The sequence below is a fragment of the Cellulomonas sp. genome, from assembly GCF_015234515.1.
Lineage (GTDB): Bacteria > Actinomycetota > Actinomycetes > Actinomycetales > Cellulomonadaceae > Cellulomonas.
Genome location: NZ_JADGMY010000023.1, coordinates 618,757 through 636,913 on the forward strand (window position 1 = coordinate 618,757; position 18,157 = coordinate 636,913).

At 68.9% G+C, this 18,157-nt stretch carries 14 protein-coding genes and 1 riboswitch; of the genes, 10 read left to right on the forward strand and 4 right to left on the reverse strand.

Translation table 11 applies throughout. The features are described 5' to 3' along the window. Window positions 1–104: 104 nt before the first annotated feature. The gene (locus tag IR158_RS11805) at window positions 105–2,867 is read right to left on the reverse strand and encodes an AAA domain-containing protein (RefSeq protein WP_291813221.1); all 2,763 of its coding nucleotides are present in this window, start codon (window positions 2,865–2,867) and stop codon (window positions 105–107) included. A 476-nt stretch (window positions 2,868–3,343) separates the two neighbouring features. Here IR158_RS11805 and IR158_RS11810 point away from each other — a divergent pair, with 476 nt between their 5' ends. The 9 genes from IR158_RS11810 to IR158_RS11850 all read left to right on the forward strand — a co-directional run bounded on the left by IR158_RS11810 (window position 3,344) and on the right by IR158_RS11850 (window position 14,585). Next, a complete protein-coding gene (locus IR158_RS11810) occupies window positions 3,344–5,101 on the forward strand; it encodes a DNA/RNA helicase domain-containing protein (protein WP_366928435.1) in 1,758 nt (585 codons plus the stop codon). 279 nt (window positions 5,102–5,380) lie between these two features. Next, window positions 5,381–5,490, forward strand: a riboswitch (SAM riboswitch). Window positions 5,491–5,508: 18 nt separating this feature from the next. Beyond that, window positions 5,509–6,147 carry a hypothetical protein gene (locus IR158_RS11815; protein ID WP_291813223.1) on the forward strand — a complete coding sequence of 213 codons (639 nt, stop codon included), beginning with the start codon at window positions 5,509–5,511 and terminating at the stop codon, window positions 6,145–6,147. A gap of 244 nt (window positions 6,148–6,391) precedes the next feature. Then, complete coding sequence (locus tag IR158_RS11820; RefSeq protein ID WP_291813225.1) at window positions 6,392–6,574, forward strand: Rv0909 family putative TA system antitoxin; 183 nt, start codon at window positions 6,392–6,394, stop codon at window positions 6,572–6,574. 55 nt (window positions 6,575–6,629) lie between these two features. After that, a complete protein-coding gene (locus IR158_RS11825) occupies window positions 6,630–6,866 on the forward strand; it encodes a hypothetical protein (protein ID WP_291813226.1) in 237 nt (78 codons plus the stop codon). A 562-nt stretch (window positions 6,867–7,428) separates the two neighbouring features. Beyond that, complete coding sequence (locus IR158_RS11830; RefSeq protein ID WP_291813228.1) at window positions 7,429–10,053, forward strand: Z1 domain-containing protein; 2,625 nt, start codon at window positions 7,429–7,431, stop codon at window positions 10,051–10,053. Continuing rightward, window positions 10,050–11,063, forward strand: coding sequence for a PD-(D/E)XK motif protein (locus tag IR158_RS11835; RefSeq protein ID WP_291813229.1), 1,014 nt, complete (start codon window positions 10,050–10,052; stop codon window positions 11,061–11,063). Before IR158_RS11830 ends, IR158_RS11835 begins: the two co-directional genes overlap by 4 nt. Before the next feature lie 92 nt (window positions 11,064–11,155). Continuing rightward, a complete protein-coding gene (locus tag IR158_RS11840) occupies window positions 11,156–12,928 on the forward strand; it encodes a hypothetical protein (RefSeq protein WP_291813231.1) in 1,773 nt (590 codons plus the stop codon). Beyond that, entirely contained in the window at window positions 12,925–13,827 is a 903-nt protein-coding gene (locus tag IR158_RS11845; protein ID WP_291813233.1) for a hypothetical protein, read from the forward strand. The genes IR158_RS11840 and IR158_RS11845 overlap by 4 nt, the downstream gene beginning before the upstream one ends. Beyond that, window positions 13,824–14,585: a DUF6339 family protein gene (locus IR158_RS11850; RefSeq protein ID WP_291813235.1), complete on the forward strand. Its 762-nt coding sequence runs from the start codon at window positions 13,824–13,826 to the stop codon at window positions 14,583–14,585. Before IR158_RS11845 ends, IR158_RS11850 begins: the two co-directional genes overlap by 4 nt. A gap of 17 nt (window positions 14,586–14,602) precedes the next feature. On the opposite strand, the gene IR158_RS11855 is transcribed toward IR158_RS11850, so the two are convergent. Beyond that, the gene (locus IR158_RS11855) at window positions 14,603–15,100 is read right to left on the reverse strand and encodes a very short patch repair endonuclease (protein WP_366928436.1); all 498 of its coding nucleotides are present in this window, start codon (window positions 15,098–15,100) and stop codon (window positions 14,603–14,605) included. A gap of 95 nt (window positions 15,101–15,195) precedes the next feature. Here IR158_RS11855 and IR158_RS11860 point away from each other — a divergent pair, with 95 nt between their 5' ends. Next, complete coding sequence (locus IR158_RS11860) at window positions 15,196–16,722, forward strand: DNA cytosine methyltransferase (RefSeq protein WP_291813236.1); 1,527 nt, start codon at window positions 15,196–15,198, stop codon at window positions 16,720–16,722. 14 nt (window positions 16,723–16,736) lie between these two features. On the opposite strand, the gene IR158_RS11865 is transcribed toward IR158_RS11860, so the two are convergent. Both IR158_RS11865 and IR158_RS11870 read right to left on the reverse strand, forming a co-directional pair. Next, on the reverse strand, window positions 16,737–16,982 hold the full coding sequence (locus IR158_RS11865; RefSeq protein WP_291813238.1) for a hypothetical protein: 246 nt from the start codon (window positions 16,980–16,982) through the stop codon (window positions 16,737–16,739). An 82-nt stretch (window positions 16,983–17,064) separates the two neighbouring features. Continuing rightward, window positions 17,065–18,144: a Fic family protein gene (locus tag IR158_RS11870; RefSeq protein ID WP_366928437.1), complete on the reverse strand. Its 1,080-nt coding sequence runs from the start codon at window positions 18,142–18,144 to the stop codon at window positions 17,065–17,067. Window positions 18,145–18,157: the final 13 nt, after the last annotated feature.

The window sequence follows — 18,157 nt, forward strand, 5'->3', positions numbered from 1 at the left end:
GAAAAGTACCGGTTCAGCACCTCCAGGGGTGCAGGTCGGTTCGACCTGTGGACAAGCGATCCGATCCATCACGGATGCCTTCAACGGTCCCGCGCGGCACCGAGCTAGGTCTGGGCGGCGGCGGCGATCTCCTCCGCGACGACGTCTGCCTCGGCCAGTGCCCGCCATGCGGGCACCCGGAGGACCTGCCAGCCGAGCCCTTCCAGCACGGCGTCGCGAGCGAGGTCCTGTCGCCGCTGTCGCCCGCGGACGTCGGTGTGGTGCGCGCCGTCCACCTCGATGTTCAGAGGGCCAGTCGGGGTGTCGAGCGCCAGGTCCAGCTCGTATCCCTCGACGATCTCCTTGAGCCGGGGCGTGCGGCCCGCTCGGGCAAGCGACGCGAACAGCCGTCGCTCAGCGTCGGAGTGCAGTCCGCGGTTCTCCCGCAGCTCAGAGACGGCGTCGCGTTCGGTCGCATCCGCCCCAGCGAGGGCGACGAGCGTCCGCAGCGTCGGTACAGCCAGCGACTCGATCGCAGCGACATCAGCAACAACGACGAGCGCGCGCCTCGCGCGGGACACGGCGACGTTGACGAGGTTGCGCTGGTCCTCGACCCAGCGCAACGTCCCTGGACCGGCATCTGCGCTCACCACGGGCGAGAACAAGACGACCTCACACTGGCCACCTTGGAAGCGGTGCGCCGTACCGACACGGATACGCGCCGCTGCGTCTGTGCCGATGGCCCGCCGCAGGCGCTGCTCGATGGCTTGGGCCTGGGCGGCGAAAGGGGTGACGACGCCGAGAGTTCCAGCCTCGTCCGGGTGGTCCCGGATCCAGCGGACGACGGCGTCGGCTTCTGCTGGGTTGTATGCGCCGCCGCGTGGGCCCGGCAGTACGGCGCCTGGGGTGTCCACGAGCACGAGTCCGCGCGTTCCAGGCCCATGCTGCGTGACGTCGGTGAGCACCTTCAGCAGCCCACCGTAGAACTCCTCGTTGACGAAGCGGGCGATGGCGGGATGGCAGCGATAGTGCTCCGTCAGCAGCAGCGGCCGGTCCCCGTAACGCGCCGCGTACGCGGTGTACACGGAGTCGTGCCCGATGGACAAGGCTTGGCGCCGTACCTCGTCCGGCGTCCAGCCGGCGCCCGCCGCGAGCCGAGCCTGACTGCGACGGTCAAGCGTGACGACCGGTGTGAGCTGGTTCGGATCACCGACGACGACTATGCGACGTGCCCGGTAGGCGAGCGGCAGGACATGGGCGATCGAGCACTGGCTCGCCTCGTCGACGACGAGCAGATCGAAGAGACCTGCCGTCAGGGGGAACGTTCCCTGCGCGGAAAGCGCGGTGCACGCCCACCCACCCGCAGTCGGCAGTGCGCGCATGACCGCGTGGGCGCGAGCCGATCGCGCGGCGGTACGCAGGCGGGCCAGGTGCTGCAGGGCTGCTCGTCCGGCACGAAGGCGCTGTTGGACGGTATCGCGTAGCGCGATCATCCCGGCATCGGCCCAGGCATCTTCAGCGTCCTTGAGGGCATTGCGGTCGTGCGCGGGGTCGGACGGCCCTGCCGCACGCAGCGCCGATGTCAGGCGAGCGGCGGTGACTTCGGTCGTCGCCCACGCAGCGACGTCCTCGACGGTGATGCCCGGTCGTGAGGGCCGTGCAGCGGTGACCGCTCTGCGCTCGCGTCGGTGGCGTAACGGACCGCGTCGTGCCGCGCGGCGAGTGAGTCTCTCGACGGTCGACGCATCGGCGAGCGGGGTGCTCGCCGCGTCCGCCCCCCACAGGCGGCGACGCAGGAGCTCGAGGTCGACGAGCGTCTGAGCCAGGTTCGCCTCGTCGCGGGTGCGGGCCTCTAGCGCGGTGTGCACCTCTCGACGCGCCGCGGCGGCGGCTTCGAGCTGTCGGCGAATCACCTGTGGCGATGGGCCGCGTTCGAGCTCGCGCCCCGCGATCTCCTCAAGCTGCTGGGGCAAGCGGTCGCGCACCTCCCGGTTGCCCGTACGCAGCAGCAGCACCGGGTCGAGGCTCGCGCACCTGCCGACTGGTTCGTCGACGGCGCCGTTGTTCGTCGAGGTCACCAGGACGCTGCGTCCGCCCAGCCACTGGTTCGCCACCACTGACGCGACCAGCTGGCTCTTGCCGGTTCCCGGTGGGCCGGTGACGACGGTCAGGTCGCGGGTGAGCGCGGCCGCCACGGCTTGCTCCTGGGCGTCGTTGAGCGTCAGCTTCGCGAAGGCTGACGGGGCGAGTGATAGCGGCTCCGCCTCCCGCGCAGGTGGCACGGGCTCGTCGACCGACCGCACCAGTGGTGCCGCCGCTGTCGCAGTCCAGTCCGTGCGGTTCCTCAGCTCCGTAAGCTCCTCGATGAGCGCGCGAGTGGCGAGCGTCGACGGGCCCCGGACGAGGGCAGCGAGGTTGTGAAGCCCGCTCTCGGGCCGAGATGGGGCCCGGACGGCATCAGGATCGAGCTCGCCGAGCACGGAGATTCCGAGCGCTCGCGCGATGCGTTCAGCGGCCGCGGCGACGGCACGGGCGTCACCGAATCCGATTCCTGCTCCGACAGCATCCTGAGCAGCGGCAACTTGCTCAGCGGTTCCGTACTCCTCGGACAGCAGCGCCGGATTCACATACGGTTCATCGTCACCAGGGACGACGATGCCGTCGGCACCTCCCGACGTGAGCTCGGTGAGGAAGACCGGTGTCACCCGCGCCGTGCCCGCGCGGTCCTCCACGATGGCGAGCGGCCAGCCGTACAGAACGACGTCCTGCGCCGACGTGCTCGCGACGAACCTCTGGCCCTCGGGCGTCAGCACCAGCGCGTCGCCGCGGCCTGTGATCAGCTCCTCGCGGACGAGCGGGAGAAGCTGCCGACGCGACGTGTCGCTCACCAGGGGTGCAGCTGGCATGGCTGCGAGGCGGAGGGCTGCCAGATGGTAGTCGATGAGGGCCTGCCAACGGTCGCGGGTTACGGGCCCGGTCGCCGTCGAAGCGTCGGGTCGGGACGTGGTGGCGGGTGCCGGACCCGTGCTCGAGACGGTGGGACAACGGATGCACGTCGTCTGCTTGGTCGTCGGTTCCCACCTCGCCGACGTGCCGATGGTGAGCTCGCGCCCGCAGCGGCGGCAGCGCGCGGCGAATCGGAGCGGGAGGATGCGGTCGCTCACGCGGCGGCCCCGAGGCGCGTGGTCACGTGACGATCGAACCGCATGGAGGTGACATCGGCCGTCGAGGGCGGTCGCTCAACCATGCGCTGACGATCTCCAGCTCGATGTGAACCCGGCGGACACCTCCGCCCGGCACAATGGCGAGGTAATGGACGAGGGGTCAGTCCGTGAACCTGTCGGGTCGACCGAACGGAGCTGTGGTGGCGGGGGAGACGATCGCGAGGTTCGCCTTCGACTCGCGGGCTGTGGATCGCTGGTCGCGCGCGGACCGGCGCCACATGAACTGGCCGGTCGTGTACGTGATCGACGACCAGCTGGCAACGACGAAACCTGGTGCACGAACGTCCGTATACGTAGGAGAGTCGCTCAGCGCAGCCACGCGGATGCGTCAGCATCTGGATGCCACGAACAAGCAGGGCTTGCGTACCGTCCGAGTGATCATCGACGACGAGTTCAACAAGTCGGTGTGCCTCGACCTCGAGGCGTACCTCATCGGTCTGTTCTCCGGCGACGACGCGCACCGGGTGATCAACCTGAACGTCGGGGTAAGGGACGCGGACTACTTCCAGCGCGAGAGGTACCGGCGCCAGTTTCGCGAGGTCTTCGAGGCGCTGCGGGCCGAAGGTCTCTTCTCCCGGTCGCTGCCGGAGATCGAGAACAGCAACCTCTTCAAGCTCTCGCCGTTCAAGGCGCTGAGCGAGGACCAGGCAGTGGCCGTGGAGGGCATCCTCGAGGGCCTTTTCGCCGATCTCACCGCTGACGTCGGCCGTTCGATCGTCATTCAGGGTAGCCCTGGTACGGGCAAAACGGTCGTCGCAATCTACCTCATGAAGGTGCTGCTCGACATCGCGCGCACCTACACCGACGACGACATCGACCAAGATGGTCTGTTCGTCGACTTCTTCGCCGCAGGTTATCGCGAGCTTCTCCACGGCTTCCGCATCGGGCTCGTCGTGCCGCAGCAGTCCCTGCGGGCGTCGATCAAGGCTGTGTTCGCCAAGACGCCCGGCCTGCGACCCGAGATGGTGCTCTCGCCGTTCGACGTGGGGAAGGCGACGGACAAGTACGACCTCCTGATCGTCGACGAGGCACACCGGCTCAGCCAGCGCGCCAACCAGCCGTCGGGTCCGCAGAACCAGATGTTCCGCCACATCACCGAGCGGTTGTTCGGGTACGACGACGTGAGCCGCACGCAGCTGGACTGGATCAGAGCCCAGAGCAAGCAAGCGGTGTTCCTGGTGGACGGTGACCAGAGTGTGCGCCCGGCGGATCTGCCGACTGCCGCCATCGCGGACCTAGTGTCGGAGGCGCGTCGAGATGCGCGTTGGTACCCGCTGATGTCGCAGATGCGGGTCGCAGCGGGGGCGGATTACGTGCAGTACGTCAGGGATGTCCTCACCGGGCGACCTGGCCTCGCGCGGCAGGTCTTCGAGGGCTACGATCTGCGGTTTTACGATGATCTAGCTGCCATGCGGGACGCCGTTCGGCGTCGTGACGACACGCACTCGCTCGCCCGGCTCGTCGCCGGGTACGCCTGGGACTGGGTCAGCAAGAAGGACCCAACTGCCTTCGACATTATCATCGGCGGAGTCGCAATGCGGTGGAACTCTGCCGAAAAGGACTGGATCAACTCCTCGGCGTCCGTCGACGAAGTCGGGTCTATCCACACCGTCCAGGGGTATGACCTGAACTACGCCGGTGTGATCATCGGGAAGGAGTTGCGCTACGACGCGCGGTCCGGGCGGTTGCTCGTCGATCGAGCGTCCTACCGGGACCGTAAGGGCAAGGAGAACAATCCGACGCTCGGTGTGCGCTACTCGGACGAGGATCTACTGCGGTACATCGTGAACATCTATAGCGTGCTGCTGACGCGGGGCATGCTTGGAACATATGTGTATGTCTGTGACCCGGAACTTCGTGAATACCTTCGGGGATTCTTCAGCAATGTCCCCGGATGAGGAGTGGAGACTGCCGAGCGGCGCGCTCTCTGAGTAACCATCTCGGAGCCTGTCTGTCCTCCTTGCGAGTGTGCGCGCCCGGTTGCGGACGTACACCCGGAGGCCACCAAGCAGACCGCGACGGCAATGAGGGCAATCTGTCCGTCCTTCCGGCATGGCCGGAAGGTTTTGATTGAAAGTGACTCGGTCGGTGCGTTGTCTCGCATCTGTGGGCAGCGCCGAACGCTGCGATCAGCCCCTTCCGCGTCGCTGTCAGTCGTCCGTCCTAGGATCTCTCCCGATCACGAAGCTCGGCCTCAAGCCCTCCGGCTGGCCGACTGGCAACCGCGCTGAGCGCACGGTGCCCCCGGAGGAAGATCCGCCCGTGCCGCCGGCACGGGAAGCTGCTCGACCTGACGGAGTACCCCGTGCCTGATCTGCACCTCGACGACCCCACCCACCTCGCGTGCGCCTCCGACGCTCCCGGCCACGTCGTCCAGCCGGACCTCGTCGCCCGCGCTGTCCGGGCCGCTGGCACCCCGTGGCGGCTGACGGGCGTCGGCCCGCATCGCATCGAGCTCGTCGGTCCCTCGGGTGAGCGGGCGAGCTGGTGGCTGCACGACTTCAAGCCATTCATGCAGCACCTCCGTACCGCCGACCCGACGGTGTGGGTGTACGACTTCGGGGTCGTGCGCGTCGGCGGCCGGTACGTCGCCGTCACGTCGCGCGAGCACTGGACCCCCTGCGCGCGAGTGGCTGCGCGTCAGCCGGGCACGCGGGTCGCGTGGCTCGTCGCGATGCTGCAGCCGCGGGCGGACGCCGAGGGCGCTGACCTCCTCCCCCCGCACACGGCCACGCTCTACCACCTCGACCCGCCCTACCAGCGGGGCCGGCTCGCCAACGCCCCGATCGACTGGGTGCTCGTCCTGGCCTACCCGCGCGAAGGCGGAGGAACCACGGCGATCTACGAGGCTGACGCGACGGGCCGGCTCGTGTCGCCCTGGGACCTGCCGGGCAGCCACGACGACGGGATCGATCACGTCCGAGCCCTGCAGGGACTCGGTTAGGAGATCACCCTGCCCCCAGCGCGGGACCGCTGACGGCCGTCGGCTCGGACGTCCCGCTGGTCGCAGCGAGCCGATGTGTCGATCGGCTCGGTCCTCGGCAGGCGCGGTGCCGCCCGGATCCTGCGGTGCGGGTGCGGGCGTCCAGGGGTCGACGCAGGATGGAACGGCGCCGGGGCGCCCGGTGCGGCCCGCTCGTCGCCCCGGGTGCCGGGCAGGCCCTTCGCAGGACCGAGGGGGAACACGCATGGGCATCGACGACCTCAAGGGCAAGGCGTCCGACGCGGTGCAGGGAGAGAAGGGCGAGCAGGGGAGCGACGCGGCCCTGGAGAAGGGGTCCGACGCGGCGTCGTCCGCCACGGGCGGCAAGCACGACGAGCAGCTCGACAAGGCGCAGTCGGCGGCGGACAAGAAGATCGGCGACCAGTGACGACCTCCGTCCGGGCCGGGCGCGGTGCCCGGCCCGGGCGGACGAGAGGAGCGGCATGAGCAAGGACGTGACGGGCACGGGGGCGACGGAGATCGAGCCGACGGGGACGGGCGCCGACGCCGGGCTCGCCGAGGCGCTCGACGAGACGTCGGGGCCGACCGAGAACCCCCAGGGCCCCCGCGGGGACGGGCCGACGTTCGACAGGACGGGGAGCCCCGTGTCGCCGTCGTCAGGAGGTGACCTGGAGGGCGACGCCATGGACGGACATGACGGGCAGGACGACGACCGGTGAGCGCCCAGCCCGACGCGACCGCGGTCGAGAATGACTTGTGAGGCGCCCTAGCGGTGACGACCCGCGGGACCGGGGTTGGCGGCCGCGGGTCCTACCCACGTCGCCTCGCATCCGCACCGCGAGAGCGGGCCGTGGCGAACACGTTTCACACAGTCCTGGCGCCGAGATGCAGGCGGCCGTCAGAGCCTGACCGCGTTCGGGTCGACCCGCGTCGCCGTCCAGGTCGACTGCGCGGTCGGCGCTTTCCTCGTTCTGCTGCGGGTGACGCGTTGGGTGCGGGGGGCGGGTTCGGTTCGCCACTGAACGACAGGCGTGCGTAGTCCTGCCCGAGTTCCGGGTCCATGTGCGGAGGATGCCGCAGGTCGTGTCCGTGGAAGTGATGTAGTCGTCGGGCGTTCGGTGCCTGACCACTGGGCATGCTCTACAGCCGACGTCGGAAGCTGCCGAGATACCAGGCAGAGCATCGTCACCACGATGTCCTTCTTGTGTTCCGGATCATGAGGTGTGCACCGCTACGGTGTCGACGGGCCGCGACGAAGTGGCGCTATGGGGGAGAGACAGCGTGAGTGACTCAGTCGTCGAGGACGCGGCCTGGAACGCGTTCACCGGTTTCACCTCCAGGTCCCAGCCGCATGAGGTGATCCAGGGACTGCGAGCAATGGGGTTCCCCGAGGACAGGCTCGACGCCTTGCTGGCCAGGCACGAGCTCAAGGCCCGGGAGATCATCCAGCTGCGCGAGCCGCTGGGCATCTCGCGTGAGGGGCGGGTGCCCTGGTACATCGGCCCTCGCTCGGGCGACGTCAACTGGCCCCCGCTGGAGAAGCGGTTGGTGCGAAAGCTGGGCAGCGAGTCCGCTGCGAAGATCGACGCTGCATCCAGCAAGGTGGTAGCGATGCTGGACCACCCGGCGACGCCGGAGTTCGCGGCGAAGGGGCTCGTCGTCGGTCACGTGCAGTCGGGGAAGACATCTAACTTCACTGCCGTCATCTGCAAGGCGGCAGACCGCGGGTATCGCATGTTTATTGTGCTGTCCGGCGTTCACAACGCTCTGAGGGCTCAGACGCAGGCGCGTCTCGTGAGCGACATCGTCGGCGCAAATCCGACCTTCTGGCACCAGATCACGAGCGCGGAGCGCGATTTCGTACCGCCTGCGAATGCGGCCTCACTCCTCGCGGTCAAGGACCAGGCACTACTGCTTGTCGTGAAGAAGAACGCGGTGGTCCTGCGCAAGTTGCGTCGGTGGCTCCTGAGCGCTTCCGAGCATCTGGCGCAGGTCCCGACACTCATCATCGACGACGAGGCGGACCAGGCGACAGTTGCTACGAAGACCATCAACCCGCTCATCGCCGACATCGTGGAAGGTCTGCCAAAGGTCTGCTACGTGGGCTACACCGCGACGCCCTTCGCCAACCTGGTCATCGATCCGTCCGATGAGCGGGACTTCTACCCGCGCGACTTCGTCCTGAGTCTCGAACGGCCGAGCTCCTATCAGGGTCCGGAGACGCTCTTCGGCAGGCGAGCGCTGGACGGCGAGGACCCTGCCGACGTCCCTGGCGGACTCGACGTCATTCGGGACATCGCAGAGGAGGAGCTTCCCGACCTGCGTCCACGGAGCAGGGCCGACATCCCCGGGTTTGCGCCGCGGATCACGGACTCGTTACGGGACGCACTCCTGTGGTTCTGGCTCGCAACGGCCGCCCGTAGATGTCGCTCCGGGACGGCCGAGCACTCGTCGATGCTCGTCCACGCGCACTCAGACACACGGGTTCACGACTCGTACGCGGAGCCCCTCCGCCAGTTCAGGAGCTTGACGCTCGGGGCTCTCCGATCCGGTGACACGCGGTTGGAGACCGAGCTGCGCCGTCTCTGGCACGACGAGACCTCCCGAGTACCCGCGTCCGAGCTCGGCGAGTCGCCCCTGGCGTTTGCGGACGTGTTCGCCCTGCTGACTGCCGTCGTCAGTGACACGGACGTCATCCTCGACCACTATCGCAGCCAGGATCGCCTCAACTACGACGGCGGGCCGCGCACCGTCATTGCTGTCGGTGGCAACACGCTGTCCCGAGGGCTGACGCTGGAGGGCCTGGTCGTCAGCTTCTTCGTGCGCTCCGCGGACGTGTACGACACCCTGCTCCAGATGGGCCGGTGGTTCGGGTACCGGCCGGGCTACTCGGACTTGCCGCGCATCTGGATGCCGGCACAGCTTCGCGACTGGTACGCCCACCTCGCCACGGTGGAGGAGGAGATCCGTCGGGAGATCGATCGCTATCTCGTCGAGCACAAGTCACCCCTCGACCTCGCGGTCCGCATCCGCTCGCACCCGAAGATGAGGATCAGCGCAGCCGGCAAGATGACGAACGCTGTGCGTGCTGCGGCGGCTTACGGCGGCGAGCTGGTTGAGTCCCGCTACTTCCCGGTCGCCCCAAAGGAGGAGGCGGGCGCGTGGCTGGACAGAAATGCAGCGGCGGTCAACGACTTCCTCACCCGCTGCGCGATCCGGGGGCGGGAGGACAGCGCGACGGTGCCGGCCAGCACCGGAAAGGTGCTTTGGCGGGGTGTGAGCTCGCGTGACGTAGTGACGTTCCTCGAGAGCTACTCCTTCCACGAGAGATCCGTCGAGGCCGATCGCGATCTTCTCGTGCGGTACATCGACGGTCGTGTCCGTGCCGGCGGGTTGAAGTCGTGGAACGTCGCGGTCATGGGGCAGCCCACGGCGAGGGCCCTCAAGGTCCTCGAGCTTCCTCACGGTGCGTCCGTGGGCATGGTCCGTCGGTCTCGTCTGAAGAACTCCCCGATCACCGCCTGCGCAGACATCAAGACGCTCTCCGGTTCGCGTGACGAGGCCATCGACCTTGTCGTGTCCGCCGGGGCTGCGAAGCTGGGCCGGACCGGGTACGCCAGGCTCCGGGTCGAGCAGACGCCCGAGACCGGTCTCGTCCTGCTGTACCCGATCGACCCTCTGTCGCCCACGACACTCAGGGGTCGCGAAGAGCTCGACGCGCCTGCGGATGTCGTGTGGGGCGCGGCCCTCGTTTTTCCGCAGCCGTCCGTCGGGAGTGATCTCCCGGTCCACTACGACTTCTTCTCGGCAGACCTGTCCGGGATCTTCCCAGCGCTCGACGAGGACGACGAGGTCGACCTTGCCATCCTCGACGAGGACCTCGACGGCGTCGAGAGCGACGCATGACGCAGCGTCGGAACGTCGAGTCGGAGCTGCGCCGCACGCTCGACTACTTCTGGACCCAGCTTCCCGTGCCCGACGGGCCGACCGTCGCGTCGACCGCGATCGCGCTCCAGGTGGGGGGCGGCTCGGTGCGTGTCGGGGTGGATTCTGAGGGGCACCGGCACCTGCTCGTCCCCCTAGCCCACAGTCGTCCCGAGGTGTCCGACCGGAGCGGAACGGCGGTCCGGCTCACGACGCGGCCGCTGACATCGGAGGTGGGGGGCGGCCGCTACGTGGACCTCGAGTGCCTGCGGCCTGACCTGGACGGGGTGTTCACGGGCCTGGCGGCGGACATCTGCCTCGGCCTCGTGTCCGCCCCGGACGACCCCGGCACGACCGTGCGGCGGCATCTCGAGAACTGGCGCACGCTGCTGGGCTCCGGTGCGCAGACGTGGAACGCCACCCGCCTGGCCGGGTTGACCGCCGAGCTCCTCGTGCTGGAGCAGCTGCTCGGACTCGACGAGGGGGCGGTCGCACTGTGGACGGGCCCCGACGGGGCCGCGCAGGACTTCCGTTCGGCGCGTCATGCCATCGAGGTCAAGGCGAGCCTCACCCGGGAGGGCAGGCTCGTCCGTGTCCACGGCACCGACCAGCTCGAACCGCCCGTGGGAGGCGTTCTCGGTCTGGTGTGGTTCCGGCTGCGTCAGACGAGCGCCGAGAACGGCGACGGTCTCGCCGACCTCATCGCGCGGTGCCTGGATGGGAGCAGCCACACGGCAATGATCGAGCGGCTCGGAAAGCTCGACTTTCCCGGCGTTGCGTCCCCGGTCGTTCGTGAGTTCAGGTTTGAGGTGGTCGAGCAGCGCTGGTACCTGGTGGACGACGGCTTCCCGGCGATCTCTCCCCAGAAGTTCGAGCACGCTGCCGTACCAGCTGGTGTCGGAGGCGTCGAGTATCTGGTGGACCTGGATGTCGTGACTCCGGAGCTGCGGCCGGTGGGAGACCTGTACGCCGTGGTGGTGGAGGACTCGTGACTGCTCCGACGTGGTTCTCGCAGCCGTTCTCACCTGCGGGTGGGATCACTGCCGAGGGACTGCGGAATCAGCTCGGCCGGCCGTCACTGTCCTTGCTGACCGTCCTGGTGCGTGAGGCTGCGCAGAACTCCTGGGACGCCCGGATCGGTGAGCGTGTCGACTTCTCCATGCACCTCGGGACTGTCGGGCCTGATCGCGCGCATGTCTGGCGGGAGCTGCTCCTCCCCGGCGCACCGCGACCGGTGGGACCGGTCCGCGGCCTGGGGGAGTCGTTGCGCAAGAGGTCGATCCGCTACCTGGCCGTGACAGACCGGGGGACGACGGGCCTAGGGGGGCCGACGCGATCGGACCACTACGCAGAGCCGGGAAACCGCGGGTGGCTCTCGTTCGTGCTCAACTCCGGCGAGAAGCAGGACACTGACGGTGGCGGTGGCACCTACGGGTACGGGAAGGGTGCGTTCTTCCTGGCGAGCCGAGTTGGCACCATCCTGATCCACACGAGGTTCAGGGATGAGAGCGGCGAGCTCCGCACACGGCTCATCGGCTCGGCACTTCTGGGCGAGTTCCACGACCGAGACCGGAGACCGTTCACCGGACGCCACTGGTGGGGGGACGTCAGGTCCGACCACTGCGAGCCCCTCGTCGACCAGGTGGCTTCCGAGTACGCCGATCGTCTGGGACTGCCCCCGTTCGAGGGAAACTCGACGGGGACAACGGTCGTCGTGATGGACCCGGACCTGAGAGACGCGTCGGACGACGGGGACGGGCCGGACCTCTCGCAGGACGAGGCGGGCGAGTACCTCGCGGACGCAGCGGCATGGAATCTTTGGCCACTGACTCTGGTCGACCGCGACCAGCGGCTGAACCTGTCGATCTCGGTGAACGGCGTCGCCGTCCAGGTCCCAAATGAGTCGAACGATGCCGCCATCGCTTGCTTTGCTCGCGCGTACCGGAAGATGCTCGAGCGTGAGCCCGGTGGCCGGATCGAGTGCTTGAAGCCTCGCCGTCTCCTCGGTCAGTTCGCGGTCGAGCAGACGTTCGGCGCAAGCGTCCGCCATCGAGCGGCGGAGGAACTGGGACTCGAGCGCGACAAGGCTCCGCACCACGTTGCCCTGATGCGTCACCCGGACCTCGTGGTCGGCTACTTCGAGGGTCAGGCGAAGCCGCATCCTGAGGTGGGGTACGCGGGAGTGTTCAAGGTCGACGACGACCTCGACGTGGTCTTTTCCCGTGCCGAGCCGCCGACCCACGACGCCTGGGTGGACGCCCAGCTGAGCGGGCATGACGCGACGTTCGTCCGTGTCGCGCGCCGGCGGCTGTCCGACCGTTGTGCCGACCTGGTCGGACCCCGCCACGTCCCCCGCGCCGTCGAGAGCACCCCCGTCGGAGGTGTCTCGCAGCGCCTCGGGTTCCTGCTCGCGGGCGGGGGAGGTGCTCCGGTGGATGGTGACCAGGATGTCGTGGTGCAACCCCCGAGCCGGGGTGGTGACGCTACGGGCGCGGGCGGCGGTGCCCGGCGGTCGGGTGACGGTACGGGGCGGGCCGGTGCACGGCGGAAGCCGCGCTTCGTCGGAGAACCGCGCTTCGAGATGCTCGACGGGCGCTGGGTTGTGGCGCAGGCCCTGCGTGTCTCGTCGGAAGGGAGGGTACGGGGATGTGTCGCCGTCGTCACCGGTGAGGGCACCGAGGCCTCGGCGCCGGTTGCCGCCGGCCAACCGACTGTCCTGGGATGGCGCCGCTCGGACGGTGCCGTCGTCCTCGGGGACACCGTCGATGCCGGTAACGAGGAGCTGGACCTACTTGCGTGTCCGGTCGAGGATGCGGCACTGGAACTGACCGTCGAGTGGGACGGGAACCTGTCGTGAGGACTACTCCCTACGCGGTCCCTAGGCCCTCCGAGGTCATCGCCGAACCCTGGTTCTCTGGGGGCCTACCCGTGGGCCGCCTTGTCGCGGGCTGGGACTACGAGAGTCTCCTCAAGTTCGAGCGCGTCGTACGGGTGAACCTTCGCACCGTGCTCGAGCAGGCAGGGCTCGAGGCGAACACGCCCGTCGCCCTGCACGTCCGGTACTGGGCAAGCGGGTCGATGGTGAGGTGCTCGGCGGTCGTCCAAGGCCTGGTTGCCGACAGCACGGGGTGGTCACATGCGCACCTGATCGCCCCGGTGCACGGGAGCGACCTGGCCGGGGAGCTCGTTCTGGAGACAACCCTCGTCAGGCAGGACGACGTCGAGAGCAACCGGTTCACGGCCAGGCGGGCGGGCAGCATTCTCTGGCGCGACGCGCACCATCTTGCGCTAGAGGGGGAGGGAGGCCTGCTGCCTGTGGCTCCGGTGCGGTTCCGGGAGCAGGGGTTCCCCCCGGATGCTGCGTGGTACATCAGTCTCGACGGCGCGGACTGGTCGGCCCCCGCGATGGGCAACCTGCTCGTCCTCCTGAACGTCGACAACAGCTCGGTCGTCGAAGCGCTCGAGCCCGGGGATAGTGGCTCGGCGCTCCTGTGGGACGCGCTCATGGTCGACGTGGTCTGCGACCTCGTCAGACGAGCGCTCGATGACGACGAGTTCCGACCTGTGCAGTCCGACGAGGACGAGCTGTCGACCGGTGGTCTGGTGACAGGTCTGATCCGTTCGTTCCTGAGGCTGCCCGGTGAGGAGCTTGACGACGCTGTTGCTCGGCTCAGGGGCGAGTGGGTCCGAGACCCGTCCCTCGTCAGGTCACGAGCGCAGAGCGCGCTGAAGTTCCCGAGGGCGGTCAAGTCATGACTCGGCTCTACCCGAGGCTCCTCCCTGCCGAGGCCGAAGCGCGATTCGCCTCTCTCGCGCAAGCCGCGGCCCAGTCGGATGGTGTCCCGGAAAGGGTCACCGCAGCGCGTACGGTGTTCGCGGCCTCCGGTGGTCGGCGGACCCAGGTTGACGAGTTGCGCGGCCTTCGTGCCAGGGTGCTGGCGCTCGCTGTGGAGCACGGGTTCCCCGACCGGGGTGGGACCGACAGTCGGAGCAGCTTCGACCGTGCACTAGCCCGGCTCCTTCACCTGGAGATGGGCATCGGTCCGGGCGAGGCCTCCCAGCGTCAGGTGTGGGCGTATCTTGCACTCGTCCTCCTCCCTGACGTCTGCGCCTGGCGGTTCCCGCCGGGGGCGGGCGGGTTCGTGGCGGACAGGTTCAAGGGCACGGACCTGACGCGGCACGTGTTGGCGAGGCTCTGGTGGCGTGCCCATCTGCTGCGCGACGAGCAGCCAAGGGCCGATCCTTATTGGATGCTCGATGTGCTGGGTGAGGCCGACCTGGATCAGATCATGGCGCGGCGGCGGTCGGTTGCGGCCAGCCCGGGACTGGTGCGTGCCGTCGTGCGCACGTCAGCGGCGGAGGACGGGAGCGGGGGCAGGGAGGTCTTCCGCGACCTCCTGAAGCGATTGCTACGACTCACGGCCTTCCTCGACGTGGACTGGATGGGAGAGGCGGAACTCACGGCGCTCGTCGCCCGTGAGAGAGCCGTATCCCTCGCACACCTCGGTCGGTGAGTAAGGTCAGGCGACCGTCAGGGGATCTGTGTCCGCGGTCGGTGGTGACTCGGTACGTCGTGACCTACGCCGATTTCCTCCGCAGGGCGGTCGAGCCCGCGGACGACGGCGTTGATCTCATCCGCTATCACCCAAGCCTCCTCGTGTTCCCAGTAGCGGAGCACGCGCCACCCCGCAGACTCGAGCACGTGGTTGGTGTCGGTATCCCGGACAACGTTCCGGCGTAACTTGGTGAGCCACCAGTCGGAGTTGGCTCGTGGCTGGGTCCCGTGCTCGGGGCAGCCGTGCCAGAAGCACCCGTCCAGGAAGATCGCGATCCTCGATCGCGTGAATGCGATGTCGATGGTCCTCCGCGGGAGCCCTGGGACGGGGTAGTTGACCCGGTAGCGCAGCCCACGGGCGTGGAGAATGCGGCGGACGTCGAGCTCGGGCTTTGTGTCCCGCCGTCGAGCCGCGCTCATCCGTTCGCTCACCGACGGGCTCGACGCCCCCGGGTGCGGGGCAACCTGCTCCATGGGAACCAGCGTACCTGGCGGGGTGGCAGCGTTCATGGTGAGATCGAGCGTGTCCGCAGGTCAGGGCTGGGGCCGGCAGCGGGTACGATCGCCCGGTGACGAGCGACGGGCTTCCTGGGGCCCCCTTCACTGTCCTCGATCTCTTCGCCGGCTGTGGTGGTCTCACGGAGGGCTTCCACCAGTACCGCCCCACCGGCGCGACCGGCCCCGTCTTCCGCACCCTCGGGGCTGTCGAGTGGGAGCCCGCGGCAGCCGCGACCTATGCCGCCAACTTCGTCGACGGGCCACGCCGCGGTGTGGCCGCCCCGCCCGAGATCGTCTGTCGAGACATCGTCGGCTGGGAGCCGCGGTGGGCGCCGGGCGAGATCGATGTCGTGGTCGGGGGGCCTCCCTGCCAGGGGTTCTCAGGGCTCAACCGCGAGAGGGTGCGGGCCGATCGCAACACGCTGTGGCAGGAGTTCATCCGCGTCGTCGTCGCCATGCAGCCCAAGGTCTTCGTGATCGAGAACGTCGACAGGTTCCTCCGGTCGGTCGAGTTCCAGGATCTGAAGGAGCGGATCGGCGGCGCCGACCTGATGAACTATCGGCTGGTCGACCCCGGATCGAAGCCGGGTGAGGACGCGTGGGCCCAAGACCGCCGCTACCTCCTGAACGCCGCCGACTTCGGCGCTCCGCAGGCCCGCCGGCGAGCCATCGTCATGGGCGTCAGGACGGACGCCGACCTCCGCCTCGACCTGCTGCGCTACCCGAGACAGACGCACTCGAAAGAGATGCTGAAGCACAAGAAGGACCTCGAGGGCATCAGTCTCCCCCTCGGCAGCGAGGAACCGTGGGCGACCGCCGACGCGATCTTCGAGGAGACGGCGAGGAGGAGCGTGGCTGCGGAACTGCCGACGCTCGCTGCACGCTCGGTCCGTGGAGTTGGCGGCCGGTACCCCGGGCCGTTCCGCACGACCGACCTCCACATCGGGCGAAGGCCGGAGCAAGTCTCGCTCGCGCGTTACCGGGCGATCCCGCGTGGCGGGAACCGGAAGGACCTGAGAGGCCGGTACGTCTGCCGCTTCCGCGACGGCACCGAGATGATCACGGAGAAGGTCGGGTTGCCCCGCGGGAACGACGGCGAGCTGCTCGTGCTGGGTGCCCACACTGTGGTCGAGGAAGGTGTGCCGACGTCCGAACGAGTCCTGGTCCGGGACGCCGTCGCCGTCACGGAGGAGACTGCGAGGCGTCGCAGCAGGTCGCAGCGGTACAGCGCCGTCGTGGTCGCCGGTGACGTCGAGCGGCCCGCCCAGCTCGAGTACCTCTCCACCGTCTCGTGGGACGCGCACGACGCAGGCTCGGGAGACGTCATGGGCAGGCTCCGGCGCGGTGAGCCGTCCGTGACCGTCCGCACCGAGTTCTTCAAGCCCGAGAAGGGGCGCTACCTGCATCCATCGGAGGACAGGCCCATCACGCACCTCGAGGCAGCGCGTCTCCAGGGCTTCCCCGACGACTACGTGTGGTTCGGCTCGAAGATCGAGATCGCACGGCAGATCGGTAACGCAGTGCCCATCCCGCTCGGTCGCCGGATTGCGGAGTCGATCTACCGGTACCTCAGTCAAGCGCAGGACAGCGCGGGCTGATCTGCGAAGAGGTCTCATGGCGGCAGCCGTAGCCGCCGTCGGAGCTGGGTCGTCGAGCCCCATGGGGGACGGTCCTCGTGCGTCACGTGCTGTGCGGACCGGCGCTGGTGCCCCAGGACGTTGTCGTGCGGGCCGTCGGCGAGCTCGTCGGACGCCCGCGTGTAGTAGCTCCAGCGGTCGGCGTGGTCGACGTCCCGACCTGCCGCGGGCGCTCCATGGGCCGAGCTCACCAGCACGCCCGGGAGAGGGGCAAGCTCCACGGCAGGCATTCACCCTGACAACAGCCCTCGCCGGCGATGGTGCAAGAGTCGACCCTCGGTGAGACTCCGCCGCGGCGTCCCGTCACGCCCGACCCACGCCCCGCCTCCCCGCCCGAGCTGCGAACCCGTCCAGCGCGGTGAGCACCTGCGTCGACTGCCACAGCACCGACCGGCGCCGCCCGCCGACCTCCGCCAGCGCACCAGCCGCCACGAGCCGCTCGATCGCCCGCATCGCGTTGGTGTGTGAGATGCCGAGCTCACGCTGGACGGTGGCGGTGTTGACGACCGGGTGGCGGAGGACGAGCTCGACCAACGGCCATGCGGACGAGTCCGAGCGTGCCTTGATCCGCATCCGCCACTCGCTGCGCGCCGCGCGGAGGTCCGCCAGCAGGATGCGGCCGTTCGCGACGGCCTCGTGCGTGGCGCGAGCGAGCTCGAGGACGATCGCTGCCGGATCGCCCGCACGGTAGGCGGTGAGCGCGTCGAAGTACGCGGACGTGTCCACGAGCAGGCCGGCGGACACCGGAACGGTGACGGACCTCGTCAGCCCGCGGCGTCGCAGGAGGGCGTGGATCAGGGCCCTGCCGGTGCGCCCGTTGCCGTCGGGGAAGGGGTGGATCGTCTCGAACTGTGCATGCGTGAGTGCCGCGTGGACGAGCGGGGGGATGTCGTCGCGGTGGGCGAACGCCACGAGGTCGGCGATCGCCGTGGGGACGCGGCCGGGGTGCGGGGCGACGAACGCGGCACCGTGAGGGGAGTACCCGGTGCCGCCGATCCAGACCTGCTCGGTGCGCCACCGACCGGCCGCCTCCGGCTCGGCGCCCTCGAGCAGCGCGCGGTGCATCGCGAGGATCGCGTCGGCGTCGATCGTCTCCGACAGTGCGATCGCCGCCTGCATCGCGTGCACGTTGCCGACGATCTGCACGGCGTTCCGCCGGGCTTCTTCTCCGAGCTCCGCGAGGGCGATCTGCTTGGCGCCGGACGTCAGGTTCTCGATCTGGGAGCTCGAGGCGGACTCGGACCGGAGCAGGATCGCAGCGAAGGGAGCCACGTCGCCGGCCGCTTCGGCGTCGAAGTCCCGGATCACCGCGGACGCCTCCTCGGCGGCCGCCGCAGCGGCGCGCGGCAGCCGCACGTCGAGGTCCGCGACGGCCGGCGTCACGGCAGCGCGATAC